A 24987-nucleotide genomic window follows, 5' to 3' on the forward strand; every position below is an offset into this window, starting at 1 on the left:
GCCCGKGGGTCAGCGAGCGGGTCGCGACGGGCTGGGCGCCTATTCGTCGGGGCCTTGCCACCAGAGTTCGTAGTCGCCCCCGCCGTTCACGCTGGTCACCTCCAGCTTGTAGGTCGCGAAGTCACCGCGGAACGCGATCGACTCAGTCGATTTGCTCGTCGTGGCGGACAGCAACGGGACCCAGCTGCCCACGGACGGGTCGAGCTTGGACAGAGCCAGGTTGAAGTTCGACTTGATGGGGCCCGCGAGAAGGATCCGCTGGTTTCCCGAGATCCACGTCGGGGTGTACCCGAATGGAACGGTGGCTGTTGCTCCCGTCCCGGCGAGGTGCCCCGTGAACTTGATGGAGATCTGCCCGCCGGGCGATCCGTCTGCGGCGTAGGCGCTCCACGCCCTGCTGTCGACGATGGCCTCGTGAACGGTTGCCGCGGTGGCGGCCGGATCACGCTCGAGGAAGAGCGCGGCCATCCCCGCGACCAGCGCCGACGCCATCGATGTGCCTGACATCGTCGTCGTTGCGGTGGACGAAGTGATCCCCGCCGATTCGATGTTCACGCCGGGTGCGTAGACGTCCACGCACGGACCCTTGTTTGAGAACGCTGGAATGACATCGCCGTTCCCGTCCTGGTCTGCAAGCTGAGGTATGCCTACGGGGCCGATCTCCGTCGCGCCCACCGTGATCGCGGTCGGTGTGGACGCGGGGGTCGTATGGCATGCGTCACCGGAGCCGTTGCCGGCGGCGACGACGAACGGGATGCCTTTGTTCGCGATGACGGACGCGATAGCGTCGTTGAGCACGTTCGTCTCCGCATTCCAGGTGCCTTCTATACTCATGTTCACGACCGCGGGCTTGACGGCGTGCGCGGCGACCCAGTCGACTCCGGCGAGGACAGTGCTCAGCGTCCCCGCCTTGGCGCAATCGAGCACCCGTACCGACACGAGCCTCACGGCCTTCGCGACACCATAGGTGGCGCCCCCAATCGTGCCGGCGACATGTGTTCCGTGGCCGGCGCAGTCCTCACCCTTCGTGCCGGTGCCCAAGCCCAGAGCGTCGAACGCGTCGAAGCCCTTCTTGCCTGTCACAGCGCGGCCGCCGAATTCAGCATGATCGGAACGGATGCCGCTGTCGATGACGTACGCGGTCACACCGGCGCCGGTGGTGACGTATCGATAGATCCCATCGAGCGGGGTCCTCTGCTGATCGATCCGGTCAAGATTCCAGGGCGCGTCATCCTGCTCGGTCGCTGCCCGCACCACCGTGTCTGCGACCACGACATCCACGGCCGGGTCCGTTTCCAGACCTGCTGCTTCGCTCGCGGTCAGCGATGCCGAGAAGCCGTTCAAAGCGGCCGAGTACTCCTGCCCGGTGCTGACGTGATGCGCGGCCGCGACGGCATGCTTGTCCGCGCCGTCCACCAGACGGACCACGTAACCCGCTCGAGCACCCCCGGTCACAGGCGGCGCCGCCGTCGCCGCATCGGCCCCGATCGCCGTAATGAAAAGACCGATCGCCAGCGCAATCGCCGGCACCATTCCACGCGGTGGCGCATCTGCCTTTGTCCCAGTCCCACGAACCATTTCAAGCCTCCTCATTGAGGGGGTATCTCCCCGCCGCCATGAGAACACGGTGCTCGTGCGGGCGCATCGGGCATTTGCCCCTCTCGTCGATGAGCCCTACTTCTCCTGTGGTCGGGCCCTAGGCGGCGGCGGACAGCCCAGCTGCGACGGCGAACCCGAGCACGGCGACAAGTCCAGCGGTATTGCCCGCCTTCTCGGTCGCTTCCGGAATCATCGAGCCGACCAACATGACGAGAAGCGCGCCGGCCGCGAATCCGTCGACGGCACCAGTGAAGCTATCCCCGACCAGGGCGGAGATGCCATACCCGCCGACCGTGGCAAGCACACACAGTATGGCCACGATGGTCCAACCGAGAATGATCGTCCGGGACTTGGTCCCAGCCGATCGCATGTCCGTCGCGGAGCCGATCGCCTCGGGGAGGTTCGATACGAAGATCGCGACGAGCAGAGCGATGCTCACGCCTTTGCCGGCGGCGAGGCCGATGCCCAGGACCGCCTGTTCGGGGATTCCGTCGAGGAGCGCGCCCAGCAGCAACGGCATCCCGGCGGCACCCCCGCCCGAGCGGCCGCCGATCCGCTCCACGGCGCGATCGCCGAGAAAGAAGGCAAGCGCACCCGCAGCCAGTCCGATCGCGACGGGCAGCCCTCCGGAGGTTGCCAGGCCTTCTTCAACGAGCTCGAACGAAACGCTGGAGATCAGCGCTCCCGCGCCGAAGCCCAGCACGGCCCCGATCAGGCGGTCGTCCCACCGGCGAAGGACCCCGAGCACCGCACCGATGACGAGGGAGGATGCGGCAACCGCACCCAACAAGAGAGCCCACAACATGTCAATGACGATAGCGATGACAGCGCGACCCCCTATGACATGGGCGGGTCAGCAAGTTGGCGATCATGACCGTCGTTCCGGCAGCGCGCCCACCGCGAGGAGCTTGAGCCGAACACCGCCGGCACAATTGCGCGCAGTCGGCGACGTCCGCGGGAGGATCCCGTCTGACGGCCCACGGCTACCGCGTGACCCGGTCAGTTGTCGATCGAGACCATGTTGGCTTCGTCGTGTCGTGCACCGGCCGGGGGTTCGAGAGCGGTGAGCCGGTCGGCGTGGTCCGTCGTGAGCTCGACGGTGTCGGCTGCGGTGTTCTCCTCCACGCGCGCCACCCGGCGGGTGCCCGGGATGGGCGCGATGTCGTCGCCTCGAGTGAGAATCCACGCCAGCGCCGTCTGAGCAGGGGTCGCGCCGATCTCGGCGCCGATCGCGCGGACCTCGTCGACGAGGCGGAGGTTGCGGGTGAAGTTGTCGCCCACGAAACGCGGGTTGGTCTTGCGCCAGTCGTCGTCGGCGATGTCGGCTGCGGAACGGATCTGTCCGGTGAGCAGGCCGTGCCCGAGGGGGGAGTAGGGGACGAACCCGATGCCGAGTTCGCGGAGCACGGGCAGGATGTCCGCTTCCACGTCGCGCGTCCACAGCGAGTATTCGGTCTGCAGGGCCGAAACCGGCTGCACGGCATGTGCCCGGCGGATGGTCTGCACGGATGCTTCGGAGAGACCGAAGTGGACCACCTTGCCTTCCGCGATCAGGTCGGCGACCGCGGCCGCGGTCTCCTCGATGGGCGTGTGCGGGTCGACGCGGTGCTGGTAGTACAGGTCGATGTGGTCTGTCCCGAGACGCCGCAGCGACCCTTCGACGGCAGCTTTCACGTTGGCGGCGCTGCTGTCGATCACGCCGGGGCCTCCCCCGGAGTGGGAGACGAGCCCGAATTTGGTGGCGATCTTCACCCGATCACGGCGGCCCCGAACGGCCCGGCCGACGAGCTCCTCGCTGAGGTAGGGGCCGTAGATCTCGGCGGTGTCGATGTGGGTGACACCCAGCTCCAGGGCGCGGTGAATGGTGCGGATGGACTCGTCGTTGTCGAGACCACCCCCGGTCGTGTAGACGCCGGCCATGGTCATCGCGCCGAGGCCGATGCGGGAGACCTCGAGGCTCCCGAGGTGCGCGTTCTTCATCAGGTGTGCTCCGTTCCGGCCGGTCAGGCCTGTGAGGTGGGCATGGCCCACAGTTCGGCGATCGAGGAGCGCCGGTGACGGGTGACCATGTACGCGATGCTCTCGGCGATGTCTTCCGGCTGCAGCTTCTCCGGGATGTTCTCCGCGTCGGAGGCGACGAGGTGGTCCTTGATGGTGTCGTTGTTGTGGGAGATCAGTTCGGTCTCGACGGCGCCGGGCTCGAGCACGCCGACTCGGACATGCTTCTTGGTGATCTCCTGGCGGAGCGCTTCGGTGAAGCCGTTCACCCCGAACTTCGTCATGTTGTAGGCGGCGAAGTTCGGCCACGCCTGCCGGCCTGCGATGGAGGAGATGTTGACGATGTCCGCGACGCCGCGCAGTTCGTCTTCGGCCGCGACCAGCAGGTGCGGCAGAGCGGCCTTGGTCATGAAGAGCAGACCGTTCTGGTTGACCGAGATCATCCGCAGCCATTCCTCGATGTCCTGATCCAGGACCGTTCCGAGCAGCATCAGCCCGGCGTTGTTGACGAGGATGTCGAGGCGTCCGAACCGGTCGATGACCGTCGCCACGGCGCGTTCGGCCTGGACGCGGTCGGTGATGTCGGCGGTCACGGCGAGAGCCGAGCCGCCGGCAGCCTCGATCTCGGCGACGAGGGTGGTGAGCCGGTCCTCGCGGCGGGCGATGACCGCGACGGTCGCGCCGAGTTCGGCGAGCTGCTTCGCTGTGGCTTCGCCGATGCCGCTGCTCGCCCCGGTGACGATCGCGACGGTCCCGGCGAGCTTGTTCTGCAGGTTGCTGCTGATGGTCATGCCCTTCTCGAATTTCACCGCTCGTTCGGCGGCCGATGGTTCGAGTCAACCCTCCTTCGCCGGAGTTAGCGTGGCCCTACCTATGGGTGCCCCGACAGGGACCCTCTGCACGCCCGGAGTCGGCGTACTTTCGATGGCATGGACACCGCCGAGGCGATCAGTGAGTTCCTCACCACGCGACGCGCGAAACTTACGCCCGCGCAGGTGGGGCTGCCAGACTTCGGCGGTCGCCGCCGGGTGCCGGGGCTGCGCCGCGAGGAAGTGGCGCTGGTGGCGGGAATGAGCGCGGAGTACTACAAACGCCTCGAACGCGGCAACGCCGCCGGTGTCTCCGAAGCCGTCATCGATGGCGTCAGCCGCGCCCTGCAACTCGACGACGCCGAACACGCCCACCTGTATGACCTGATCCGCGCCGCCAACGCAGGCGCTCACCCGCAGAAGCGAGCACGCACGACCCGCAAGACGCAGCTCACACCCGGTATGCGACAGACCATCGACGCCATGTCGACGGTACCGGTCTACATACAGAACGGCCGACTCGACGCCGTCGCCACCAACCGGTTTGGAGCGGCGCTCTTCTCCGAGTTGCTCGACGAGGCCAGGCCGCCAGCCAACGCCGCCCGATTCATTTTCCTCGAACCGCGGGCCCAGACGTTCTACCGGGAATGGGAAGCACAGACCCGCCAGATCGTGGCCGTCCTTCGCGCCGAAGCCGGCCGCTCGCCCTACGACCGACAGCTCACCGACCTCGTCGGCGAACTCTCCACCCGAAGCGATCTCTTCCGAAAGCTCTGGGGAGCCCACGACGTCCGCGAACACCGCACTGGCCTCAAACTCGTCCACCATCCAGTCGTCGGCGACCTCGACCTCACCTTCCAAGCGATGGACCTCGCCTCCGACCGCGGACTCCAGATGATCGTCTTCTCCGCGGAACCCGGATCGGCCACCCAGGAACGCCTCCAACTACTCGCCAACGTGGCCGAAACAGCCGCGCCAAACGCGACTATCTAGCTACCGATCAACGACCCGAGCGCCGCGCGGAAGGACAAAGCGCGCGCCGCCCTTTGATGGATCCCACGCGGCCGTCCGACCACGGTCGACCCGCTCTAGCGGCGCGGCTGGGGCGGATGGTCAGCCGCCGGGACCTATGCCGCCTGCGGGAGAACGGCATCGAGGTCTTCGACGGGTCCCGCCAAGCTTTCGGCTGCCGCGCAACCGTGCGGTGCGACGGCGGCCGGCCGCGACCGGCCGCCCTCGCACCGATTCAGCCGTGCCGCGGCGACGTGCCTGGAGTCGCCTCGCGCAGCGACTCGAGCATCGCGGAGAAAGCGGGCTTCGGCGAGTAGTCATCCTCGAAGATCGTCGCCCAGCCCTCACCGGGGAACACGCCGGGAACCCACGAGTTCGCGTCTGGGAAGCCCCACACAGTGAAGGACGAGCAGGCGGTCACGTTCAGGCACGCCGTCAGCATCGCGTCGTAGCGCTCGGCCTGTGTGGCGACCTGCTCGGGTGTCGGGCCGGTCTCACCGGGCTGCACCGGGATGCGGACGTCGGCCTCGGTCACCGCCACCTGAAGCCCGAGCGCGGCGAAGCGCTCGAAGTTCGCCTGGATAGACGTGTCGAAGCCGTAGAGCAGGCTGAGGTGGCCCTGGGCGCCGAAGCCTCCCAGCGGCGCGCCGTCGGCGAGCATGCGCTGTGCGAGCGCGTAGTACGCATCGGTCTTCTCGTTGATGCCCTCGGCGTTGTAGTCGTTGAGGAACAGCACCGCGTCAGGGTCGGCCTCGTGCGCCCAGCGGAACGCGTCCTCGAGGAGCGCGATCGGGTCGTCGGCGCAGGCCTTCAGGAACGGGTTCGCCTCGGTGCGCAACCGCACGCCGCCGTTGTCCCACGTGTCCTGGAAGATCTCGTTCGCGACATCCCACTCGTAGATCTCACCCTTGAAGTGGCCGACGACTGTGCGGATGTGGTCTTCGAGCACCGCACGTGCCTGGTCGCACGTCCACGTCTGGCTCGCCGTCGTGACCCATGCCGGGTTCTGGCTGTGCCACAGCAGCGTGTGGCCACGCACCTGCTGGTGGTTCGCCTTGGCGAAGGCGACCAATGCGTCGGCGGACGAGAAGTCGTACACGTCCGGAGCCGGGTGGACGGCATCCCATTTCATGTCGTTCTCAGGCGTCAGCGACGAAAACTGGGCGCTGAGGACCTGCTGGTACTCGGTGGGTGCCTTGCGGTCGTAAGCGACGAGGTCCCTGCGGCCCCAGACGGCGCTGCCGATCGCGAGATCGCGCGGTGCCTGGTTGCGCAGCGTGTCCTTGTCGGCGTGGCTGTAGCCGGGCGGCTCGGCGTTCGCTGCGGTCACGCCCAACAGAGGCAGTAGCAGGGCAGCGGTGGCGGTGGCCACCAGAAGTGATCGGAGAGATCGGCGCATGGGGGAACTCCTGACATCGTCGTCGGTCATATGCCCGCGTGAGCGGCGCATATGTTTTTGCGTACAACAAACGCTAGGCGGCCCTATCGGACAAGGCAAAAGGTTTCGGAGCGTTTTCCACGACCGTGCGCACGGCCACCTGGGTCAGGACGATGAGTTGTTCTCGTCGATGTCGACGAGCACTTCGTTGCGACGCAGAAACCAGGGCGTGTAAGGCGGGTCGAAGCGCGCGAAGCGAGGTGTGCCGATGGGCGTCAGGCCGTTGGCAGACAGACTTGCCAGGAGCGCCTCCCGGTGAGAGTCCCATGACGCGCGTGTCCATCGCCCCGAGAATCGCTCAGCGGCCACCATCCGCTCCGGCACGGTGCGCAGTGTCACTTCGCTGCGTGCGGGTACGGGATCCGCACTGCGACGATCAGCGGCGGACTCGTGCACGGAGCAGTTCAATGGAGTGTCGTGGCCGCACGCCATCCGCGTGCGGAGTCTCTTCCGAAGGCGGACCCGGGTCAGACTGGCGCGCGGGTCGCGGCGAGGGTGCGGGCGGCGCCCAGGACGGCGTTCACGCTCGCGTTGAGTACGGATCGGTCTGAGCCGGCCGCCCAGTGAATGCCTGTGGTGTCGCGGTATTCGATGAGGGTGAGGGCCTCGCTGCTGCTGCCTGCGGTGAGCGATGTCTGGTGGAGGGAGACGATCTCGACAGGGATGCCGTGCTCGGTGAGGAGCGCGGTGACGGCCTCGACGGGGCCGATGCCCTGGTAGCTGCCGTGTCTCTCGGTGCCGTCGATGTGCAGGGTGAGCTGTGTACGGGTCGCCCCGTCGTGAGTCTCAGAGCTGATGTCGACAAGCTGGATGTCGGATCCCGCGGGGTTCAGATAGCTGCGCTGGAACAGGTCGAAGAGTTGGGGTGCGTCGATTTCGAGTCCGGTGCTGTCGGTGTGCTGCTGGACGCGGCGCGCGAAGTCGATCTGCAGTCGTCGGGGGAGCTCGATGCCGTAGTCGGTCTCGAGGAGGTACGCGATGCCTCCCTTGCCTGATTGCGAGTTGACGCGGATGACGGCGTCATAGCTGCGACCAAGGTCGGCCGGGTCGATCGGCAGGTAGGGCACCCGCCACTCGATCTCGCTTTCCGGACGGCGCTCGGCTGCAGCGCGGGCGCGGTGCTCGGCGAAGCCCTTCTTGATGGCGTCCTGGTGSGWGCCGCTGAACGCAGTATGGACGAGGTCGCCGACATACGGGTGGCGGGGGTGGATTTCGAGGCGGTTGCTGTATTCGACGGTGCGGCGGATCTCGTCGATGTCGGAGAAGTCGATCATCGGGTCGATGCCCTGGGCGTGCAGGTTCAGGGCAAGGGTGGCGATGTCGACGTTCCCGGTGCGTTCGCCGTTGCCGAAGAGGCATCCTTCGACGCGCTGCGCGCCGGCGAGGACGGCGAGTTCCGCGCAGGCGATGCCGGTGCCTCGATCGTTGTGCGGGTGGACGGAGAGGATGACCGCGTCTCGGCGGGCGAGGTTGTGGTGCATGTACTCGATCTGGTCGGCGTACACGTTCGGGGTCGCGATCTCCACGGTCGCGGGAAGGTTCAGGATCACCGGTCGCTGCGGGCTGGCATCCCACAGCGTGGTGATGGCGTCGCAGACCTCGAGCACGTAGTCCGGTTCGGTCAGGTTGAACACCTCGGGTGAGAACTCGAATCGGACGTTGTCGAGGGCGCCGGCGAACTCGAGTACGTCACGGCCGCCGGTGAGGATCAGCTCCGTGAGCGCGATCCGATCGTGGCCGAGGACGACGTCGCGCCAGGTCGGCGCGGTGGCGGTGTACATGTGGATGACGACCTGATTGCGGATGCCGCGAATCGAGGCGACCGTGCGTTCGATCAGGTCGCGGCGTGCCGGAGTGAACACCACGATCGTCACGTCATCCGGGGCGATGTCGGTCTCGGCGATCAGGCGGACGAAGTCGTAGTCCGTCTGCGATGCGGACGGATAGCCGACCTCGATCTCCTTATAGCCCATCTGCACCATCAGCTCGAAGAGCCGCCGCTTGCGCGCGGGGTCCATCGGCTCGGCGAGGGCCTGATTGCCGTCGCGCAGATCGACCGGCACCCACAGCGGTGCCGCTGTCAGCCGGCGTGACGGCCACTCGCGGGCGGTGAGCGGCACCTCGACGCGTGCGTAGGCGTCACGGTAGCGGTGCGATGGCATCTGCGAATGCCGCTGACGGTTCCACTGCGGTGCGCCCGCGGGAACCGGGCCAATTGGGGTGGAGATACGGGAGAACGGGGGAGTGCTCATTGCGGGGTTCCTTCAACTGCTGCGGGGAAGTCAACCGGCGCGCGTTTCGGCTCCACGTCGGGGAGCCGGTCTGGCTAGGCCCCGCCGTGGCGACGAAGAAGAAGGAGTCCGTCGAGAAGCATGAGCTCACGCTAGCACAACTCCTCAGACAAGTAGACAAGTGTGCTTCATGGGCGAAGATGGTGGGATGACCCAGGTCCGCCGCGAACCCCTCGCCGACCAAGCCGCCGACGCCCTGCTCGAACGCATCCGCGCGGGCGAGTGGATGCTCGGGCAGAAGCTGCCGGGGGAGACGACTCTCGCCCCGCAGCTCGGCGTCGGCCGATCCACGATCCGCGAAGCCATCCGCCAGCTCGCCGGCCGCGGCATACTCGCCACCCGCCAGGGCGCCGGAGTATTCGTCACCGCCGTAGACACACCGGACGACTGGGACCAGGTGCTCCGCCGCACGGACATCATCTCCGTGATCGAGGCACGCATCGCGATCGAGGTCGAGGCATCCGCACTCGCCGCCGAACGCCGCACACCGATCGAGCTGCGCGCCATGAAGCGCGCCGCAGAGCACCGCGACAGGCATCGCACACACATCGAGGAGCACGTCGACGCGGACATGAACTTCCACCGCAGCATCATCACCGCCGCGCACAACCCCCTCCTCACCGAACTGTTCGACGGATTCACCCCACGCACCAGACAGGCGATGATCGACCTGCTCCGCATCCGCGGCGAATACGGCAGCGACGCCGACCAACGCGTCCACGCGCAGATCCTCGAGGCGATCGCCGACCGCGACGCAGACGCCGCCTCAACACTCACCCGCGACCACCTGCTCACACTCAAGGCAAGCCTGCGCTGATCCACGCATCGATGCACAACCCCGCATCAACGAACCTCGCGATGTCATCGGGGTTCGCGCAGCGCGAGGACCATCGTGGCGAGGTCCTCCGGGTCGTCGAGGTCGAGCTCGGTCAGCTCTTGTGCACGGCGCAGGCGGTGATCAAGCGTATTGGGGTGGATGTGCAGGCGCTTGGCGGTCTGCTGGCGGTCGCGGCGCAGCGCTACGTATGTCGCGACCGTGCGCCGGAGGTCGCCGCGCGGTGGACTCGTTTCAGCGCCGAGTCGGTCTATGGTGCGGCTGCGGAGGCCGGCTGCCAGGCGCGGCGAACGGGCGAGCAGCAGGTCAAGAGTCAACTCCCCGATCGGCACGATCCCGGTTCGGCTGTCGCGCAATGCAATGTCGATACCGAGCCGGACATTGGCGATGCTCTCGGCGAGCTCTTCGCGCGTTACCTCGACGTCCACAACCGCCACGGAAGCAGCGGGCAGACCGATCGTCGGATCGCGGCGTGGCGATGAGAGCCCCACGACTCGGTTTCCTTCGGTCAGCGCGAGCACACCTACCGCTCGCAGGCCGGCCGCGGCCCGCGCGTGTGCGTGCGTTCCCTCGCCCGAGGTCACCGCCGCGAACGTCGTGAACCTGCCGCCCACCACGAGGCCGAGGCGGGCGGCAGTTTCGTGGTGGCTCGCGTCGAGGGCATCTCCTTTGATGAGCGCGTCCAGCAGTGCTCGCAACCCGCGCTCCTGTTCGGAGACGAGGTGTTGGCGCTCCTCGAGGTACGCGGTCGCGACGATGCCGGAGACCTGATCGAGGTAGCTCATCACCAGCTCTGCGGCGCGCAGCAGTGCGTCACGCTCGTCCGCTGCGGCTGCGGTGACGAGGACCCGCCACGCTGCCGTGGCTCCGAGCCGGTAGGCGCGCAGCAGGTCTTCGACCGGCATGCCTTCGGTCGCGCGGTTCTTGGCGGACTCGCTGAACTCATCGAAGCGCGCGGCCTCAGGCTCTCCGCCGCCGGCTACCCAGTCGAGGCACAGATCGATGTTCTGGCGGATGACCTGCAGGATCTGGCCGCGGAGGACAGAGTCGGGCAGGCGCGAGTAGCCGGGGATCTCGGCGCGGAACCCGCCGAGCAGGACCTCGGCGAGCTCATCGCGATTGATCCGCTCGACGAGAGCCGCAAGCGGTTGGGACATTTTCGCCATCCACCCATTGTGACCAATCACAACAATCTTGGGGTGGGCCCTCTGGCCAAAGGGTTGATTGGATGTGAGCCTGTCATGATCCCGACGCGCAGCGTTGCGCGGCGCTTGCTGATCCTCAAGGGTGCCCTGGTGGGCGCGCGCGATGTTCTCTGGGCACGCCGTGACGTAGCGCATGTCCCCCTAGGAGAATCACGCATGCTTCGTCGTCTCGCTCCCGCCGCGCTTGTCGTCGCCGCCGGAGTGCTGTTGTCATCGGCAGCAGGCGCGTCGTCGGCATACGCCGCGACCGCAGCCCCAGCGCCCCAAGCTCAAAAGCCTCAGCCTGATACCGCTCTGTTTCAGGTCGGCACCTCGGTCGTGGACATCTCACCTGACGAGCCGATGGTCGATGGTGGCTATAGCTCGAACTACCTCGTTACCGGTGGTGTTCACGATCCGCTTCAGGTCAGAGCGTTCTTCATCGGCCACGGCACGCAGGCGGTGACGTTCGTGTCGTTGGACTCGCAGGGCTGGTTTGCCGCCTATCAGGCGCCGAACGTCGGCGACGGCGCCGACGCGGCACGCCACGACGCCGCCGCTGGGCTTTCCGCTCGCGGGTACGACGTCACTGCCGCCAATGTCGTCGTATCGACCACGCACGACCACGCTGCCCCGACGATCATGGGGGTTTGGGGTCACACCGACCCGGCATACCTGCACCGAATCAAGGAGGCAGCGGTCCAGGCCGTCCTCGATGCCGAGGCGAACGCTCGCCCGGCCGAACTGTGGTCGGCGACCGGCACGATCCACGGCCTGGTCTCCCAGGTCCAGGGGACCGATCAGATGGCCGGGTATGCCGTCGACGACCAGCTGCCGATCCTGTGGGCCCGCGAACCGGGCACCGGCGCGACGATCGGCATGTACGCCGACGTTCCGGTCCACGTCGACCAGTACGACCCCAGCGAGCCCGGCAACAACCAGTTCAGCGCCGACTACCCCGGGTACGTCCGTGATCGTCTTGCGGAACTGTTCGGCGGCACCCAAGTGATCGCGGCGGGTACGCTCGGCCGCCAGGAGGCGATCGGCGCGGACAGCAGCTACGCCGAGGTCGCTGAGCAGGGACGCTTCATCACCAACGCGGTGACCCGCGCGCTCGCCAATGCCCATCGCATCACCGACACCACGCTGGCAGCTGCCAACCAGTCATTCTCGACCGCAGCCGAGAACCGAGGCCTGCTCGCCGCGATGTCGTGCAACCACCTCAACGGGCCGCTTGGCTGCCCTGGCCCGCTCAGCGAGCCGGCGAGCAACGCGAACAGCGGCACATGGGACTGGCGTGCGGTCGGCGGCATCTTCACGATCAACCGCTCGCTCGACGCGCCGTACTTCACCACTTCTGGCCGCATCGGCACGTCGGCGACCGTCGCCCGGGTGGGCGATCAGGTGTACGCCACAGCCCCGGGCGAGGCCTTCCCCGAGGTCACCGCCGCAATCCAGCGGTCGTTTGCCGCGTCACCAGGCATCAGCGCCGCGCACATCATCAACCACGGCAGCGACCAGCTCGGTTACTACTGGGACCAGCGGCCGGGCATCTATTCACCCGCTCAGCTCGCACAGAGCGACTTCGACAGGTTCAACGTCGGGTCGCATCTTGCGCAGGACAACGTCGACGCCGTTCGCGCCGCCGGCGAGCTCCTGGGCCTCAACCCGACCGCCGAGCAGGCCTTCGCTCAGATCGACAACCAGAACGCGTTCTCGCAGCCCTCGATCCAGTTCTATCCCGGCCAGGTCGAGAGCGACGACCCGGCGGTGAGCTTCTACGGCACGGCCAAGAAGGCGCAGGTGTCCGGCGCTCCGTCAACGTCCATCGGATCGACCGCAGCAACGCAGGGCGATGGCGCGATCAACTGGGACTTCGGTGACGGCACGACCGAAACTCACCCCATCTCGGCGCGATTCACCCACACGTTCCCGCAGCCCGGCATCTACCAGGTGCGAGCGAGCATCACCGACAACCTCGGCGACACCTACACCTGGACGCAATCCGTGCAGATCGACCGGCCACTGACCGCAGCCGTCGACCAGAGCCCGAAGCGGGCAAACACGATCGCCCTGACCGCGCACGCTGTCGGCGGGCAGGGGAGCGTCCTGGCCGCGCACTGGACGTTCGCCGATGGCACGACTGCCGACGGCCCGACGATCACCATGCCCCACAAGCACTTGGACGGATCGGTGACGATCACGGACGGGGTCGGCAACACCGCGACGACCAATCTGCACATCAACTAACCCGCACCCGTTGCCCGGTCGGTAGCGGTCATCGCTATCGGCCGGACAACGAGTCCTCCCGACTGCTGCAGGTCGACGTCGAGGAGCTGACCATTCGTGGTGCGGCGCTCCGACCTACTCCCGTCCACGCCGCGCCACTACGATGCGGGCATGCCGTTGCTCCGAGCCGTCGTCCTGCCAGGGCTCGGCGCGATCGCCGTGTTGGCCGCGGCCGGGCGCGCGATGCGGCTCCTCGGCGGCGACGACCCGCGCGAAGACCGGGCTGTGCGTGCGCTCCAGCACGCGTTCGGCCACCGGCCGGACGACGGCGATGCCGCCGTCACGACTGATCCCGCCGATCCGTCTTGGCCACGCGAGTCGATCGACCGGGTCACCGGGTCGCTCTCCTGGTACTCCGGCGTGCCGCAGACCATCGCGAGCGGGGCGCTCTGGTGCGGCGTCACTTGGCTGTTGACGCGCGACCGGCGCTCAGCGGCCGCCCCTGCGGCGGTGCTCGCGCTCGAGACCGCGTGTTTCGTCGCATCCGCGGCGCTGGGTGGACGGCCACGACCCGAGGGGGTGTGGCGCCCGGAGCCGCCGCACGCGACGTCGTCGTTCCCCTCCGGGCACACGGCGGCGGCCTTCGCGCTCCACGGCACGCTTGCCGACCTGCTCGATAGCCACGGCACCCGTGGCGCGCGGCTCATCGGCCCCCTCCTTCGCTACGGGATTCCCGGAGCGATCGCGTTTTCGCGGGTCTACCGTGGCCAGCATCACATCTCGGACACCGTCGCAGGCGCAATGCTGGGACGGTGGAGCGCCGCTGCCGTGCGGCGGGAGCTGATCTCGTCGTAGGCGGACGGGACCCTCCGCCCGACGGCCGAGCGGGTCTGCAAGTGGCCTGTTTTGCGACCACCGCAAGCAACCAAGGATCCCTCTGCGTGCACTAGCTTCGAGGACCGCTGAGGGCCCTGGCCGGTGCGAGCAGCCGATACTGATCGGGCGAGGGACGGTGCCGAATCACCTCTACCTAATGTTTCGAGTGTGGGATTGTGAGGTCATGGAGATACTGATCCTCGTCGCTCTGCTACTGAACTTGTTGGTCTTCTACTTCGTCATCCGTCTTGCGATCAAACACGCGATGCGCGATGCACGCTATGAGGAGTTCATAGAGAAGAACCGCCCCGAGAAGGCGAAGTGGGCGCCGTATGTCCAGAAGGCAAACGGCCTGTAGCTCTTCCGCATCTCATCCTCCGGGGATCGAGTGCGTTCGCTTCCGATCCCTCAATGGGCGGAACTGCCGGGCGAAGCCCCGATTCGGCGTCGCGGCCCGGGGGTTCGCGCCTATTCTTCCGTCAGGCCGACGACTAGGAAGTCGATGTGGATCCCGGTGACTGTGCCGTTGGCGGCGAGGGTGCGCTCCAGTGCATAGAACCCGTCGTCGCCGTAGCCGGCCCGCGCGAGGATCAGGTTCTCCCCGTGAGTTGCCAGAGGCAAGACGACGTTTGCAGTGTCGACGGGTTGTGGGCCGTCACTTTTCGCCTGCGCAAACCAGGAGTCGGGCTTGCCTGAGTTGAAAATCTCGGAGCGCCAGTCGACTGCTGCACCGGGCATGCAGCGGGTCGCGGCTTCCGCGTCGACGAAGGCGACGGTGCCGGCATCGACCTCTACACCCCAGTACCGGCCGGGGTCAGGTGGTCCGTCAAGACTCGGGGCCGGCTCGAGGGATGCTGCTTCCGACGCGGAGAGCACGACGGAGAGATATGCCTCCCGCCACTGCGACCCGTCTTGGGCTTCTGACAGATCCGCATACGTCACTCGCACCGGGTAGTGGCCTGACGGGACCGGGATGACGAGCGGCGCATCGAGGTTCACGTATGGGTCGCAGACGCCGAGCTGCCCCGAATCAACATGCAGTTCGCCAAGGTCGACAACAGTCAGTTGCACCGATCGCCCATCAGGCAGCGGAGCCTGACCGGAAGCCAACGCGTAGTGATCGCCGATGTCCATGTCTCGATCATGCCGTCCGGTCGATCTTCCAGGTACGGGCGACGCGACCTGCGGCCTCCCGACCGCATAGAGGCGTCAACTGCTAGTGGGCTTATTGCCCGCAAGGGGATCGTTTTCGATCCGGGCGCGAGAAGCTTCACGCCCTTAGGCTCAATGTGATCGAGAGGTGTCGGAGTGATCGAGGTAGCTGGTCTGACGCGGCTTTTCGGCTCTCGCGTGGCCGTGGATGATGTCAGCTTCACCGTGCGGCCGGGCACGGTAACCGGGTTGCTCGGTCCGAACGGGGCCGGCAAGTCGACGACGATGCGGCTGATAGTGGGATTGGATCGGCCGACCTCGGGCACGGCGTTGGTGGACGGCGCACCGTTCTCCCGCTCGATGACGCCGATGTCGACGTTGGGCGCCCTTCTGGACGCGACCGCTGTGCATCCCGGCCGTACCGGGCGGACGCACCTGCGCGCATTGGCCGCGACCAACGGGATTGCCGATCACCGAGTCGACGCGGTGCTGACGATGACCGGATTGACGGATGCCGGGGCTCGGCGCATCGGCACTTACTCGCTGGGGATGCGTCAGCGGCTCGGCATCGCCGCCGCACTTCTCGGCGACCCGGCGACGCTCGTTCTTGATGAGCCGGTGAACGGGCTCGATCCCGACGGGGTTCACTGGGTGCGCGAACTTGCCCGCTCTCTCGCGGCGGAGGGCAGAACGATTCTGATCTCCAGCCACTTGATGAGCGAGATGGCGCTGACCGCTGACCGGGTCATCGTGATGGGCAGGGGACGCGTCATCACGGATGGGCCGATCGCGGACGTCATCGCGCACGCCACCCGCTCCTCGGTCCTCGTCCGCTCGCCGCGCAGCCCCGACCTGGCCGCCGTCGTCGCGACAAAGGGGGGTCGGGTGGAGAGCACCGCACCCGACGGTGCACTAGTCGTTACCGGTATCACTGCTGAGGCGATTGGGGACCTCGCCGCGGCTCACGCGATCCCCTTGCACCAGCTCACTCCCCAGCAGGGCTCGCTGGAGGACGCTTTTCTGGCCTTGACCGAGGGTGAGGAGCAGTTCGCCTCCGGCGCGCCGATTCATGAGGAGCAGCGATGAGCGTCGCACAGACCACGATCGAGCACCGCATCACGATGCGGCGTGCCATTCGGTCTGAGTCGATCAAGCTCGCCGGCCTGCGCGCGACACCGTGGCTGATCGGCGCCGCACTCGTCGTGCCGTTCCTGGTCACGCTGATCTGGGCATCCGGGGCGAGCGGACCCGTTGATGCGGCCGCGATCCTCGACACCGCAACACCATCCTCGGCCGCGACGCTCATCTTCTTGATCCTGATCGCGATCATGACGGCGACCTCAGACTATGAGAGCAACGCCGCGATCCAGACGTACAGCGTCGTGCCTGCACGCATCCCCGTGGTGCTCGCCAAGTACGCGATCGTGCTCGTGGTCGCCGTGGCCATTTCGCTCGTCACTGCCATCGGGACGTTCGCTCTCGCCGACGTCTTGAGAGGCGGCGGGATGGACGCGTGGTCCCCTGAGGCCACAAGAGTCCTGCTCGATCTTGCCCTAGCCGAAACGTGCTGCGCATTGATCGGCGTCGCCGCCGGCCTGATCGTGCGATCCGCGATCGGATCCCTCGGAGTCGTACTCGGCTTCTTCTACCTCGTGCCCCTGATCCTGGGCCTCATCCCCGTCGACGCCGTGAACCTCGTCGGCAGGTCTATCCCGGGCGCGTCCCTCGGCACGCTGATCTCCATCACCACCGCCGGGGGTCAGCTCGACCCGGTAACGCTCGCCTTCACCACGGTCCTCTGGACAGCCCTATGGCTGGTCGCCGGGGCCATCACGGTCAAGCGACGAAACATCTGACGCATAAGCCGACCCTTGGGGTGGTTCGTGATGAACCTCCTTGGAGCTCCCTGTCACGGCATCAGGGTGCCGTAGGAGTTCTGGGATCAAACTGCTTCTTGATCCGCTATCCAGGTCCGGGACTTCGCCTCAAGGAACGCCCCCAGGGCTGAGACCACTGAGAATTCGTACGCGACGTTCATCGCTGTCGACGGCCTCATCGGGATCGAGCCTTCCCGCCCTTCGATGGTGATAACCCACTCCAGCGAGGGCGGTTCCGGCTGGAGGTAAGCCAGTGTGGGTGAGTTCACGAATTGGAAGACCACTAAGCCCGTATTAGCGTCGTCGGCCCCGTCCTGAACGATGACACGCGCCGCTTCCGCAGTCGGATACCCCAAACCGGCGAACTCGTCGAGCCACGACCGCAGTGTATCAATGCTTCGAACTGGCACACCCACACTCCTGACCCAGCGCCTTGCAGACAGTCATTAGTATGCGCTTCATTAGGGCGATCGTGTCGCCACCAGCATCACGCCGCGTGCCCACACGAAGTCAGCGTGCCACGGGCCTAGAGACTCACGCATGCAGAAGCCCGCTGAAGGATCCCGCCTGACGGCCCGCGGCAGGGAGGTGAGGGCATTGATCGCCTGTGCGTGGAACGCTAGCTTTTGCGCATGTCACCGCCGGCGCGTTACACCAACCCACTTCTGCGGTATGCCAATTCCGCGGGGATCGTGGGTGCGGCGGGCGCCATTACCGCACTCGTGCTCGGGGCGACTGTTCCCATGCCTGCGTGGGTGTGGACTGTGCCCTTTCTGCTGGCGATGGGCCTGGTGGGGATCTGGGCTCCTTCACCGCACTACAGGCCGCTCGTCGCGCACGAGTTCAAGAAGTGGAACGACGCACGTCAAGCGGCGACGACGATTTCGGACGATATCCCAGAAGAGGTACGCCAGTATCAAGCCGCACGAGAACATCACGCCGAATGGAAACGCCTCAACCAGACCGCATTCGAGGCTGCCATCCTCACAGGGCTGCTGTTCGCACTCATCATCGCGCCACCCATCGGAATCATCGCGCAGCTCTATTAGCAATCCTCACGAGCGGGCGCCTCGAGCGCTGATCGGGGGGCAGAGAACCGGGCATCATGGGACGAGTGGAACGCGGCGTTAGGGTGATCACGTGACGTCGACCCGAGGGGGAGCCCTCCTTCTGGACATGGACGGCACACTGGTCGATTCGAACGCTGTCGTCGAGCGTGTCTGGACGCAGTGGTCGCACGAGCACGGTATCGACCCCGCGCGCACGCTCGAGGTCATCCATGGTCGGCAGGGCCACGAGAGCATGGCGATTCTGCTGCCGGKGYGGCCACACACGTTCAACCTTGCCGAGAACCGCGAGCTCCTCGCCGCCGAGACGGCGGAGCTGGACGGCGTTGTCGCGATCGATGGTGCAGCACAGCTCTTGAACGATCTTTTCGGCGTTCCGCACGCACTCGTCACTTCCGCAACGCGGGATCTGGCGGTTGCGCGCATGGGCGCGGCAGGACTGCGGATGCCGAACCTGTCGGTCACCGCGGAGGACGTCCGCCGGGGAAAGCCACACCCCGACGCGTTTCTGCTCGCTGCGGCGGGCCTCGGAGTGGATCATGCCGACTGCATCGTGGTCGAGGACTCCGCAAACGGGATCGCCGCGGGAATCAGCGCCGGGATGCGAGTGCTCGGCGTCGGTCCCGACGCCAAGCGAGCCGAGCCGACCTGGGCTATCGCATCGGTTGCATCCTGCCGCGTGACCGCCGCCGACGATGGGCTCATCCTCTCCTTCGCCGAGTGAGATCGGTCGGTCGAACTTCCTGATCAGCCCACCTGCCAGTCCACTTGCATCGAGTCAGCACGGCGGATGCCGACGCCATTGCTGATTTCATCGAGACATGGCGAATGATCTGGTCTTCTCATCCGAGGCATCCGCGATGGATGTCGAGCGCGTGCACCGCTGGCTCTCCGAGGAGTCCTATTGGGCGCGCGGTCGAACTCGAGAAGCCCACGACGCGGCGATGGCCGGCTCCCGCAACTACGGCGTGTTCGACGGCGAAAGTGGCCCACAGCTCGCCTACGCGCGGGCGATCACCGACGGTGCCACCTTCGCGTGGATCGCGGATGTCTTCGTCGCCCCGGAAGCGCGAGGTCGTGGCGTGGGAAAGCTGATCATGCAAGGCATCATCGACGACCTGGAACCGCTCGGCTTGAAGCGGACGGCTCTCTTCACCGAAGACGCCCACGGCCTCTACGAGAAGTTCGGGTTCGAGCAACTCGCCGACCCCGAGTCTTGGATGCTCCGATGGGGCCGCGGATACGGACCGAACCCTACCTAGATCGTCAACGCTGTCGGTGTCAGCCGCCGGATCGAAGGGTCGACTTGTCCGCTGGTTGAGCGAGCTGATCGAGCAGTTCGGCTGCGCGAGCAGCCCCGCCGAGCGACCGCAGCTGTGCGCCGACGCGGGCTGCGGCATCCCGGTATGACGGGTCTGTGGTCACTCTGTCGACTGCGGCTGCGACCTGAGCCGCGGTTGGCGTGCCGGTCTTGAGATTGACGGCTGCTCCGGTCCATGCGACGCGGGATGCGATCTCGGGTTTGTCGAGGTCCCCTCCAGCGATCACGAGAGGGATGTCGTGGGCCAGCATCGCGAGCGTCCCGCCCCATCCTCCGTTCGTCAGGGCGACATCCACTCGCGGAAGGAGCTCGGCGTAAGGCAGGAATCCTGCGACCCGCGTGTTGGAGGGGACGGGGAAGGGCAGCTCATCATCTCCGGGGACGCCCGTCGCCACCACCACGAGCAGGTCGTCGCGGTCGGCCAGCGCCTCCAGCGTGGGCACGATCAGGTCGGCGGGATCGATGTTCTGCGTCCCCTGCGTGACATGTACGACCCGTCGGCCTTCGAGTTCGCTCCACCACGCCGGCAGCGGATGCGACGCCTGCGGAGGCATCCGGAGCTCGCCGACGAAGTGCAGGAAGTCGGGCCGGTCAGTGCGCTCGAAGTCCAGGAGCGGGGATCCGCTCGCCGCGATGAGCTGACGCGAGAAGGTGACCTCCTCCATGGTCAGCCCTCGCGGCCGGAGGCCGATGGATTTCTCGGATCTCGCGATCGCCTTCGTGAGCGATCGGGCCATGAGCGGCGCAGCCGCGCGGAGGGCGGCATCCCTCGCCTTGGTGAACGGATTCGTACCGGGCCATAGACCCAGTCCGGCGGGAGGGCCCTGCGTTCCGGAGAGATTCAGCGGGGTGATCGAGATCGTCGCTCGGGGCCCGCCGTTCTGCGCCGTGTACAGCGCCGCGCCGATCGAGAGGTCGTCGCCGGCGATCGCATCCCACGGTTCCCTGACCCACTCCTCCCGCAGATCCTGCACCTGCCCGGCGGAAGTGTTGATGAAGACGTCTTCGACGTTGATGAGGAGCTGACTGAGCCCCTTCTTGCCCCTGAGCCGCGGGAACGTCGCGGCGAGGTCATTCTCATCGAAGTCGGGAGCGTGGTGCCACGGGACGAACCGCGAGCCCGTCGACTCGACGGCCGCGCGGAACGCCTCGCCCGAATAGACGCGCACGTCGTGTCCGCGTGCAACGAGCGCAGTCGCCACGGCGCGAACGGGGCTGACGTGCCCCGTGAACGGCATCGCCGAGAGCAGGAAGCGGGCCATGGGACCCAGGATGCCGCGTGGAATAGGATCCCGCCACCGGGGGGCTTCACAAACCGCACGCCCGCCGGGCATCGCCCGATTGCGGATCCGCTTCGGCGGCGACGGATATGGTGGCGAGGTGACAGCGTCTGCTCCCACGAGCCCTGCCCCTGCACCGCGGCCGGGTGCCATCTACTTTCTCGGGCGCGCGGTCCTGCGGCCACTGTTCTGGCTGATGTACCGCCCGCGCATCGTGGGCCGAGCGAACGTGCCCGAGCGTGGACCGGTGCTGCTGGCGAGCAACCACCTTGCGGCACTCGACACGGTCATCATCCCGACATCCGCGGCCCGCCCCGTGCAGTTCCTCATCAAGTCCTCGTACTTCACCGGCTCGGGGCMGCTCGGCCGCCTTCGGCGCTGGTTCTTCGCGTCGATAGGTGGTGTGCCGGTGTACCGGGCAACCGGACGCGACGCGCGTGCCGCGCTGGACGCGGGTGCCAGCATCCTGCGATCCGGCAGCGTGTTCGCGGTGTTCCCCGAGGGCACCCGCTCACGCGACGGAAAGCTGCACGCGGGTCACGGTGGCACCGCCTGGATGGCGCGCGACACCGGCGCCGCAGTCGTGCCCGTCGGGCTGATCGGGACAGCCACCATCAAGCCGCTGCGCCATCTCCTGCCGGGGCGGCCGCGTCTCGAAGTGCACTTCGGCCAGCCGCTCGACCTCGCCGACCTCGACGGTGTGCCGGATGGGAAGGCTCGTCGCGAGATCACCGAGCGCATGATGGCCGCCATCGCCGCCCTCAGCCGCCAGGAACGCTCCGGCACCATCAACGCGTCATCGCGCGACTGAGCCGCGCCGGGGCTGTCGAGTGAACGAAACACGGTCGCGACCAGGGCGCTCTCGCAGGCTAGGCTCCGGTGCATGTCTGAGTTTCTTGATGACTGTGATGTCTATGCTGCGATGTCATACCCTGTGGCCATTTCGCGGGGGCATCGCGTCAAGCAGAAGGTGAATCTCAAGGCGCGGGTAGATGCCGAAACAGGCGAGGTCACGTTCTACGTGCCGCTGGACGAGATCGGCACCTTGCGTAGTTAGCCCCCCGCGATCTGCGGGGGCGCGCCGAAACCGCTACTTCTTCCCCCCGAAGAGGCCGCCCAGCAGTCCGCCGATGTCGATGCCGCCCGCCGGAGACCCGCCGCCCGTGCCACCGCCACCGAGCAGTCCGCCGATGATGTCCCCGATGCCGCCTCCGCCGGCGGTGCCGGCATCCGCTTGGCCTGCCGCGCCGCCCTGCCTCTTCGCGATCAAGCCGAGCACAATGGGCGCGAGGATCGGCAGGAGTTTGCCGAAGTCGATGCCCGCCGTCTTAGGCTCCGACGTGAGCTTCTGCGCAACGGCGTGCTGCTGGTCGCCGAAGATGTGCCCGAGGATCTTCTGACCGTCCGTGGTGTCGACGCGGTCGACATCCACTGTTCCCTCGCCCACGGTGCCCGAGTGCTTGTCGAGGGCATTCAGGATCGCCTGCGAGCCTTCGGGTGTCTGCGCGTTTCGCTGCAGACCGGTCAGGATCGTCGCGCCGCCCTCTTGGATCGCCTGCCGCGCAACGCTCGGGTCGACCCCGAGCTTGGCGGCGATCTCGTCCACCGGCAGTGATTTCAGGATCTCGTCGTCTCCGGCCATGATCATCTCCACACCGCGAGGTCGTTCGTCCCCGCTCGTCGTCAGGGTAGCGGCGTCCGTCGAGCGGAGCGAGGGCTTGCGATCCACGGTCGAGCGTGCTTGGAATCGGGTACCCAGGTTTCGGATCAAGCCGGAACTGTGTAGGAGCCGTTGCGGACGTCGTCGACGAGGGATCGGGTGGTGGGCTTCCATCCGTAGCTCGAATGGGCCTTGGCTGCGGGGAGCCGACTGGACGTCGTCATGATGCGAGCGGCCGGGCCCAGGCGCTGCTCGGCGACGACCACGGGTACCGAGACGGTGGGTGTTCCGGTCAGGTCGCCGATGGCCGCGGCGAGGTCCTTGAACGCGAACGGGACTGCGCCGGCGGCATTGAAGATGCCCGGTACCGGCTGCTCGAGGGCGCGGAGGTACAGGTCGGCGAGGTCGTCCACATGCACGGGGTACCAGGTGTTCTCCCCATCGCCGATGTAGGTGGATGCGCCGTTCGCGAGCGCCCCGGCGATGAGGCTGGTGACTAGGCCGGTGCCGCCGCGTCCGAAGATCAGTCCAGCCCTGATCACGATGCCCGACACCGCGTCGCTTCCGAGGACGATCTGCTCCGCCTTGGCCTTCACGGGCTGAGCGCTGATCTCGGGCAGCTCGGCGTCATCGCCAGTGTCGGTCGGATCGAACCCGTAGACCAGGCCGGTCGAGGTGTAGATGACCGGCGTCGCTGACGAGGATGAGCTCGCACCGGCGACGACCGCTGCCACGGCGTCGAGTTCGAGCTGCATCGACTCGGCGGTCGCGGCGTAATCCGAAGCCGCGTAGACGACGGCATCAGCGCCCGCGGCGGCCGCTTCGAGCACGTCGGCATCGCTGATCGACCCGGCGACCGGGGTTGCGCCGAGGCTGCGCAGCCGGTCGGCGCCGTCGTCCGATCGGGCCAGTGCGTCCACCGTGTGTCCTGCCTGGAGGAGGTGTTCCACGAGGACCGAGCCGAGGTAGCCGGTGCCACCGATGATGAAGACGTTCATTGCGCATCCGTTCTGCGGCGTCTCTCGCCGCGAACTCCACGCTAAACATTGACATCAATGTCAATGTCAAGCACGATGTGCGGATGAAGATCAGTGAGCTCGCCCGCACAACCGGTGCCAGCGCCCGCTCCCTCCGGTACTACGAGGAGCTCGGGTTCATCAGCCCGCGGCGCCGATCCAACGGATACCGCGACTACGACGAGTCCGCCGTCGCAGTCGTCGGCACCATCAAGACACTGCTCGACCTGGGTCTGCCGTCCGCGTTGATCGAGCAGATCCTCCCGTGCACGCGGGGCAAGAAGGTCGAAGACCAGTGCCCCAGCATCGTCGACCAGGTGGTCGCGATCCGTGACGACATGGATGCCCGCGCTCAGGAACTGCTGCGAACTCGCGATGCGCTGTCGGAGTCGCTCACCCGAATCGGGCGTTAGAAACGGGTGAACGCCTCCCGGCAAGACGGGATGGTGCCGCCTCCACTAACGGCTTCGAGCCGCGAATCGGATTTGAAAGTACTTGGGTGCATAAGCAAGCACCATGAGCAGCCCGAAGACAACGCAGACGGCGCCGAGAATGACGTCCGAGCCGGGAAGGCTCAGTCGCCAGACGCCGAGGATCATCCACCCGATCCCGATTGCGGCCAATGATCCGTATGTCGCCGTTTTCGCGCGGGCCGTGCCGCGATTGAATGCGCGAAGCTGCGGACGAAAGATCACGGCCAGCAAGAGCAAGACGACGACGACTGCTGCAACTACCAGCCCGAACACGAATCGCCCGGTGAGCATCAACGCGATTGCTGCCGCACCCCCCAGCACGAAGAGCGAGGGCGTGACCCAACGAGGTGTGACAACGCCCGGAGCCACAGCATCCTCATCACCCGATGAACTCCCGAGAACCATAAGGGGGACCCGCAACCCTCAGCGCGGCAGCGACTTGTACACGACCAGACCGTTGCCCATGCTGTCGTACACCACGGCGCGGCGCTCGTGGGCGTCGTTATAGGGGCCTCGGGCAATGGCGCCGCCGGCGGCGTCAATGGCGGATGCGGCAGCATCCACATCGTCGCTCTTGATGCCAACGACGACCTGCCCGGGGATCGGGTGGTCGAGTGCGGTCGCGAGTGCCAGGGTGATCGTCCCGCCGTCGAGCGCGGCGAAGTGGTCGCCATCGCGGAACTTCAGCGGAAAGCCGAGGGTCTCGGCGTAGAACTGGATCGACGCGTCCAGGTCGTCGGTGGTCAGCACCACCATGCGGACGGCGTTCTCGGTCATCGGGTCCTCCTCAAAGTCGACGTGCGCCCGCGCGGCACCCGCCGTGGGTCCATCGTGCCCGATCCGAAGCCCCACCAGTCGGTGCCCAGCGGAT

General features: G+C 66.8%; 28 protein-coding genes. 13 read left to right on the forward strand and 15 right to left on the reverse strand.

What is annotated here, in order from left to right; all coding sequences use genetic code 11:
• Window positions 1–39: 39 nt before the first annotated feature.
• The 4 genes from AC1DVT_RS00305 to AC1DVT_RS00320 all read right to left on the reverse strand — a co-directional run bounded on the left by AC1DVT_RS00305 (window position 40) and on the right by AC1DVT_RS00320 (window position 4388).
• Window positions 40–1428: a S8 family peptidase gene (locus AC1DVT_RS00305; RefSeq protein WP_477385524.1), complete on the reverse strand. Its 1389-nt coding sequence runs from the start codon at window positions 1426–1428 to the stop codon at window positions 40–42.
• A 268-nt stretch (window positions 1429–1696) separates the two neighbouring features.
• Window positions 1697–2404: a ZIP family metal transporter gene (locus AC1DVT_RS00310; RefSeq protein WP_477385526.1), complete on the reverse strand. Its 708-nt coding sequence runs from the start codon at window positions 2402–2404 to the stop codon at window positions 1697–1699.
• Window positions 2405–2598: 194 nt separating this feature from the next.
• Window positions 2599–3579 carry an aldo/keto reductase gene (locus AC1DVT_RS00315; protein ID WP_477385528.1) on the reverse strand — a complete coding sequence of 327 codons (981 nt, stop codon included), beginning with the start codon at window positions 3577–3579 and terminating at the stop codon, window positions 2599–2601.
• Between the two features lie 23 nt (window positions 3580–3602).
• A complete protein-coding gene (locus AC1DVT_RS00320; RefSeq protein WP_477385530.1) occupies window positions 3603–4388 on the reverse strand; it encodes an SDR family oxidoreductase in 786 nt (261 codons plus the stop codon).
• A 138-nt stretch (window positions 4389–4526) separates the two neighbouring features.
• On the opposite strand from AC1DVT_RS00320, the gene AC1DVT_RS00325 reads away from it, so the two are divergent.
• A complete protein-coding gene (locus tag AC1DVT_RS00325; RefSeq protein ID WP_477385532.1) occupies window positions 4527–5399 on the forward strand; it encodes a helix-turn-helix transcriptional regulator in 873 nt (290 codons plus the stop codon).
• 253 nt (window positions 5400–5652) lie between these two features.
• Here the strand turns inward: AC1DVT_RS00325 and AC1DVT_RS00330 are convergent, their stop codons facing one another.
• The 3 genes from AC1DVT_RS00330 to AC1DVT_RS00340 all read right to left on the reverse strand — a co-directional run bounded on the left by AC1DVT_RS00330 (window position 5653) and on the right by AC1DVT_RS00340 (window position 9107).
• Window positions 5653–6747 carry an endo-1,4-beta-xylanase gene (locus tag AC1DVT_RS00330; protein WP_477385534.1) on the reverse strand — a complete coding sequence of 365 codons (1095 nt, stop codon included), beginning with the start codon at window positions 6745–6747 and terminating at the stop codon, window positions 5653–5655.
• Window positions 6748–6960: 213 nt separating this feature from the next.
• A complete protein-coding gene (locus AC1DVT_RS00335; RefSeq protein WP_477385536.1) occupies window positions 6961–7287 on the reverse strand; it encodes a heme-binding protein in 327 nt (108 codons plus the stop codon).
• Window positions 7288–7322: 35 nt separating this feature from the next.
• Window positions 7323–9107 (reverse strand): 2-isopropylmalate synthase, encoded by a 1785-nt coding sequence (locus AC1DVT_RS00340; protein ID WP_477385538.1) that lies wholly within the window; start codon window positions 9105–9107, stop codon window positions 7323–7325.
• 187 nt (window positions 9108–9294) lie between these two features.
• Here AC1DVT_RS00340 and AC1DVT_RS00345 point away from each other — a divergent pair, with 187 nt between their 5' ends.
• Window positions 9295–9963 carry a FadR/GntR family transcriptional regulator gene (locus tag AC1DVT_RS00345; protein ID WP_477385540.1) on the forward strand — a complete coding sequence of 223 codons (669 nt, stop codon included), beginning with the start codon at window positions 9295–9297 and terminating at the stop codon, window positions 9961–9963.
• Between the two features lie 44 nt (window positions 9964–10007).
• Here the strand turns inward: AC1DVT_RS00345 and AC1DVT_RS00350 are convergent, their stop codons facing one another.
• Window positions 10008–11147 carry a PucR family transcriptional regulator gene (locus AC1DVT_RS00350; RefSeq protein WP_477385542.1) on the reverse strand — a complete coding sequence of 380 codons (1140 nt, stop codon included), beginning with the start codon at window positions 11145–11147 and terminating at the stop codon, window positions 10008–10010.
• Between the two features lie 195 nt (window positions 11148–11342).
• Between AC1DVT_RS00350 and AC1DVT_RS00355 the strand changes: the two genes are divergently transcribed.
• The 3 genes from AC1DVT_RS00355 to AC1DVT_RS00365 all read left to right on the forward strand — a co-directional run bounded on the left by AC1DVT_RS00355 (window position 11343) and on the right by AC1DVT_RS00365 (window position 14628).
• Entirely contained in the window at window positions 11343–13415 is a 2073-nt protein-coding gene (locus AC1DVT_RS00355; RefSeq protein ID WP_477385544.1) for a PKD domain-containing protein, read from the forward strand.
• A 150-nt stretch (window positions 13416–13565) separates the two neighbouring features.
• Window positions 13566–14249, forward strand: a complete 684-nt coding sequence (locus AC1DVT_RS00360) for a phosphatase PAP2 family protein (protein WP_477385546.1) — start codon at window positions 13566–13568, stop codon at window positions 14247–14249.
• 205 nt (window positions 14250–14454) lie between these two features.
• On the forward strand, window positions 14455–14628 hold the full coding sequence (locus AC1DVT_RS00365) for a hypothetical protein (protein WP_477385548.1): 174 nt from the start codon (window positions 14455–14457) through the stop codon (window positions 14626–14628).
• Between the two features lie 110 nt (window positions 14629–14738).
• Here the strand turns inward: AC1DVT_RS00365 and AC1DVT_RS00370 are convergent, their stop codons facing one another.
• Complete coding sequence (locus AC1DVT_RS00370) at window positions 14739–15404, reverse strand: DUF4241 domain-containing protein (RefSeq protein WP_477385550.1); 666 nt, start codon at window positions 15402–15404, stop codon at window positions 14739–14741.
• Window positions 15405–15578: 174 nt separating this feature from the next.
• On the opposite strand from AC1DVT_RS00370, the gene AC1DVT_RS00375 reads away from it, so the two are divergent.
• A complete protein-coding gene (locus AC1DVT_RS00375; RefSeq protein ID WP_477385552.1) occupies window positions 15579–16508 on the forward strand; it encodes an ATP-binding cassette domain-containing protein in 930 nt (309 codons plus the stop codon).
• The gene (locus AC1DVT_RS00380; RefSeq protein WP_477385554.1) at window positions 16505–17278 is read left to right on the forward strand and encodes an ABC transporter permease; all 774 of its coding nucleotides are present in this window, start codon (window positions 16505–16507) and stop codon (window positions 17276–17278) included. Before AC1DVT_RS00375 ends, AC1DVT_RS00380 begins: the two co-directional genes overlap by 4 nt.
• A gap of 86 nt (window positions 17279–17364) precedes the next feature.
• Here AC1DVT_RS00380 and AC1DVT_RS00385 read toward each other — a convergent pair whose 3' ends face one another.
• Window positions 17365–17709, reverse strand: a complete 345-nt coding sequence (locus tag AC1DVT_RS00385) for a hypothetical protein (RefSeq protein ID WP_477385556.1) — start codon at window positions 17707–17709, stop codon at window positions 17365–17367.
• 222 nt (window positions 17710–17931) lie between these two features.
• Between AC1DVT_RS00385 and AC1DVT_RS00390 the strand changes: the two genes are divergently transcribed.
• From AC1DVT_RS00390 to AC1DVT_RS00400, 3 genes are all read left to right on the forward strand, one after another.
• Entirely contained in the window at window positions 17932–18348 is a 417-nt protein-coding gene (locus AC1DVT_RS00390; RefSeq protein ID WP_477385558.1) for a hypothetical protein, read from the forward strand.
• Between the two features lie 91 nt (window positions 18349–18439).
• Window positions 18440–19090: an HAD-IA family hydrolase gene (locus tag AC1DVT_RS00395; protein WP_477385560.1), complete on the forward strand. Its 651-nt coding sequence runs from the start codon at window positions 18440–18442 to the stop codon at window positions 19088–19090.
• A gap of 97 nt (window positions 19091–19187) precedes the next feature.
• Complete coding sequence (locus tag AC1DVT_RS00400) at window positions 19188–19628, forward strand: GNAT family N-acetyltransferase (RefSeq protein ID WP_477385562.1); 441 nt, start codon at window positions 19188–19190, stop codon at window positions 19626–19628.
• Window positions 19629–19647: 19 nt separating this feature from the next.
• On the opposite strand, the gene AC1DVT_RS00405 is transcribed toward AC1DVT_RS00400, so the two are convergent.
• Entirely contained in the window at window positions 19648–20949 is a 1302-nt protein-coding gene (locus tag AC1DVT_RS00405; RefSeq protein ID WP_477385564.1) for a glycosyltransferase, read from the reverse strand.
• A 118-nt stretch (window positions 20950–21067) separates the two neighbouring features.
• Here AC1DVT_RS00405 and AC1DVT_RS00410 point away from each other — a divergent pair, with 118 nt between their 5' ends.
• The gene (locus AC1DVT_RS00410; RefSeq protein WP_477385566.1) at window positions 21068–21778 is read left to right on the forward strand and encodes a lysophospholipid acyltransferase family protein; all 711 of its coding nucleotides are present in this window, start codon (window positions 21068–21070) and stop codon (window positions 21776–21778) included.
• A gap of 72 nt (window positions 21779–21850) precedes the next feature.
• Window positions 21851–22024, forward strand: a complete 174-nt coding sequence (locus AC1DVT_RS00415) for a hypothetical protein (RefSeq protein ID WP_477385568.1) — start codon at window positions 21851–21853, stop codon at window positions 22022–22024.
• Between the two features lie 33 nt (window positions 22025–22057).
• Here the strand turns inward: AC1DVT_RS00415 and AC1DVT_RS00420 are convergent, their stop codons facing one another.
• Complete coding sequence (locus AC1DVT_RS00420; RefSeq protein ID WP_457100872.1) at window positions 22058–22609, reverse strand: DUF937 domain-containing protein; 552 nt, start codon at window positions 22607–22609, stop codon at window positions 22058–22060.
• Between the two features lie 125 nt (window positions 22610–22734).
• A complete protein-coding gene (locus tag AC1DVT_RS00425) occupies window positions 22735–23625 on the reverse strand; it encodes an NAD-dependent epimerase/dehydratase family protein (protein WP_477385570.1) in 891 nt (296 codons plus the stop codon).
• A gap of 83 nt (window positions 23626–23708) precedes the next feature.
• Between AC1DVT_RS00425 and AC1DVT_RS00430 the strand changes: the two genes are divergently transcribed.
• Window positions 23709–24056, forward strand: a complete 348-nt coding sequence (locus AC1DVT_RS00430) for a MerR family transcriptional regulator (RefSeq protein WP_457100874.1) — start codon at window positions 23709–23711, stop codon at window positions 24054–24056.
• Window positions 24057–24101: 45 nt separating this feature from the next.
• Here the strand turns inward: AC1DVT_RS00430 and AC1DVT_RS00435 are convergent, their stop codons facing one another.
• On the reverse strand, window positions 24102–24485 hold the full coding sequence (locus AC1DVT_RS00435; RefSeq protein WP_477385572.1) for a hypothetical protein: 384 nt from the start codon (window positions 24483–24485) through the stop codon (window positions 24102–24104).
• 54 nt (window positions 24486–24539) lie between these two features.
• Window positions 24540–24893 carry a VOC family protein gene (locus tag AC1DVT_RS00440; protein ID WP_457100876.1) on the reverse strand — a complete coding sequence of 118 codons (354 nt, stop codon included), beginning with the start codon at window positions 24891–24893 and terminating at the stop codon, window positions 24540–24542.
• Window positions 24894–24987: the final 94 nt, after the last annotated feature.

It is taken from the genome of Microbacterium sp. P2_F9, assembly GCF_056403635.1.

Coding starts and splice junctions, on each gene's coding strand:
- AC1DVT_RS00415 (WP_477385568.1), top strand. CDS start 21,851: ATGTCTGAGTTTCTTGATGACTGTGATGTCTATGCTGCGATGTCATAC.
- AC1DVT_RS00425 (WP_477385570.1), bottom strand. CDS start 23,625: ATGAACGTCTTCATCATCGGTGGCACCGGCTACCTCGGCTCGGTCCTC.
- AC1DVT_RS00390 (WP_477385558.1), top strand. CDS start 17,932: ATGTCACCGCCGGCGCGTTACACCAACCCACTTCTGCGGTATGCCAAT.
- AC1DVT_RS00350 (WP_477385542.1), bottom strand. CDS start 11,147: ATGGCGAAAATGTCCCAACCGCTTGCGGCTCTCGTCGAGCGGATCAAT.
- AC1DVT_RS00430 (WP_457100874.1), top strand. CDS start 23,709: ATGAAGATCAGTGAGCTCGCCCGCACAACCGGTGCCAGCGCCCGCTCC.
- AC1DVT_RS00360 (WP_477385546.1), top strand. CDS start 13,566: ATGCCGTTGCTCCGAGCCGTCGTCCTGCCAGGGCTCGGCGCGATCGCC.
- AC1DVT_RS00405 (WP_477385564.1), bottom strand. CDS start 20,949: ATGGCCCGCTTCCTGCTCTCGGCGATGCCGTTCACGGGGCACGTCAGC.
- AC1DVT_RS00355 (WP_477385544.1), top strand. CDS start 11,343: ATGCTTCGTCGTCTCGCTCCCGCCGCGCTTGTCGTCGCCGCCGGAGTG.
- AC1DVT_RS00335 (WP_477385536.1), bottom strand. CDS start 7,287: ATGGCGTGCGGCCACGACACTCCATTGAACTGCTCCGTGCACGAGTCC.
- AC1DVT_RS00420 (WP_457100872.1), bottom strand. CDS start 22,609: ATGGCCGGAGACGACGAGATCCTGAAATCACTGCCGGTGGACGAGATC.
- AC1DVT_RS00400 (WP_477385562.1), top strand. CDS start 19,188: ATGGCGAATGATCTGGTCTTCTCATCCGAGGCATCCGCGATGGATGTC.
- AC1DVT_RS00315 (WP_477385528.1), bottom strand. CDS start 3,579: ATGAAGAACGCGCACCTCGGGAGCCTCGAGGTCTCCCGCATCGGCCTC.
- AC1DVT_RS00325 (WP_477385532.1), top strand. CDS start 4,527: ATGGACACCGCCGAGGCGATCAGTGAGTTCCTCACCACGCGACGCGCG.
- AC1DVT_RS00370 (WP_477385550.1), bottom strand. CDS start 15,404: ATGGACATCGGCGATCACTACGCGTTGGCTTCCGGTCAGGCTCCGCTG.
- AC1DVT_RS00380 (WP_477385554.1), top strand. CDS start 16,505: ATGAGCGTCGCACAGACCACGATCGAGCACCGCATCACGATGCGGCGT.
- AC1DVT_RS00310 (WP_477385526.1), bottom strand. CDS start 2,404: ATGTTGTGGGCTCTCTTGTTGGGTGCGGTTGCCGCATCCTCCCTCGTC.
- AC1DVT_RS00320 (WP_477385530.1), bottom strand. CDS start 4,388: ATGACCATCAGCAGCAACCTGCAGAACAAGCTCGCCGGGACCGTCGCG.
- AC1DVT_RS00345 (WP_477385540.1), top strand. CDS start 9,295: ATGACCCAGGTCCGCCGCGAACCCCTCGCCGACCAAGCCGCCGACGCC.
- AC1DVT_RS00365 (WP_477385548.1), top strand. CDS start 14,455: ATGGAGATACTGATCCTCGTCGCTCTGCTACTGAACTTGTTGGTCTTC.
- AC1DVT_RS00440 (WP_457100876.1), bottom strand. CDS start 24,893: ATGACCGAGAACGCCGTCCGCATGGTGGTGCTGACCACCGACGACCTG.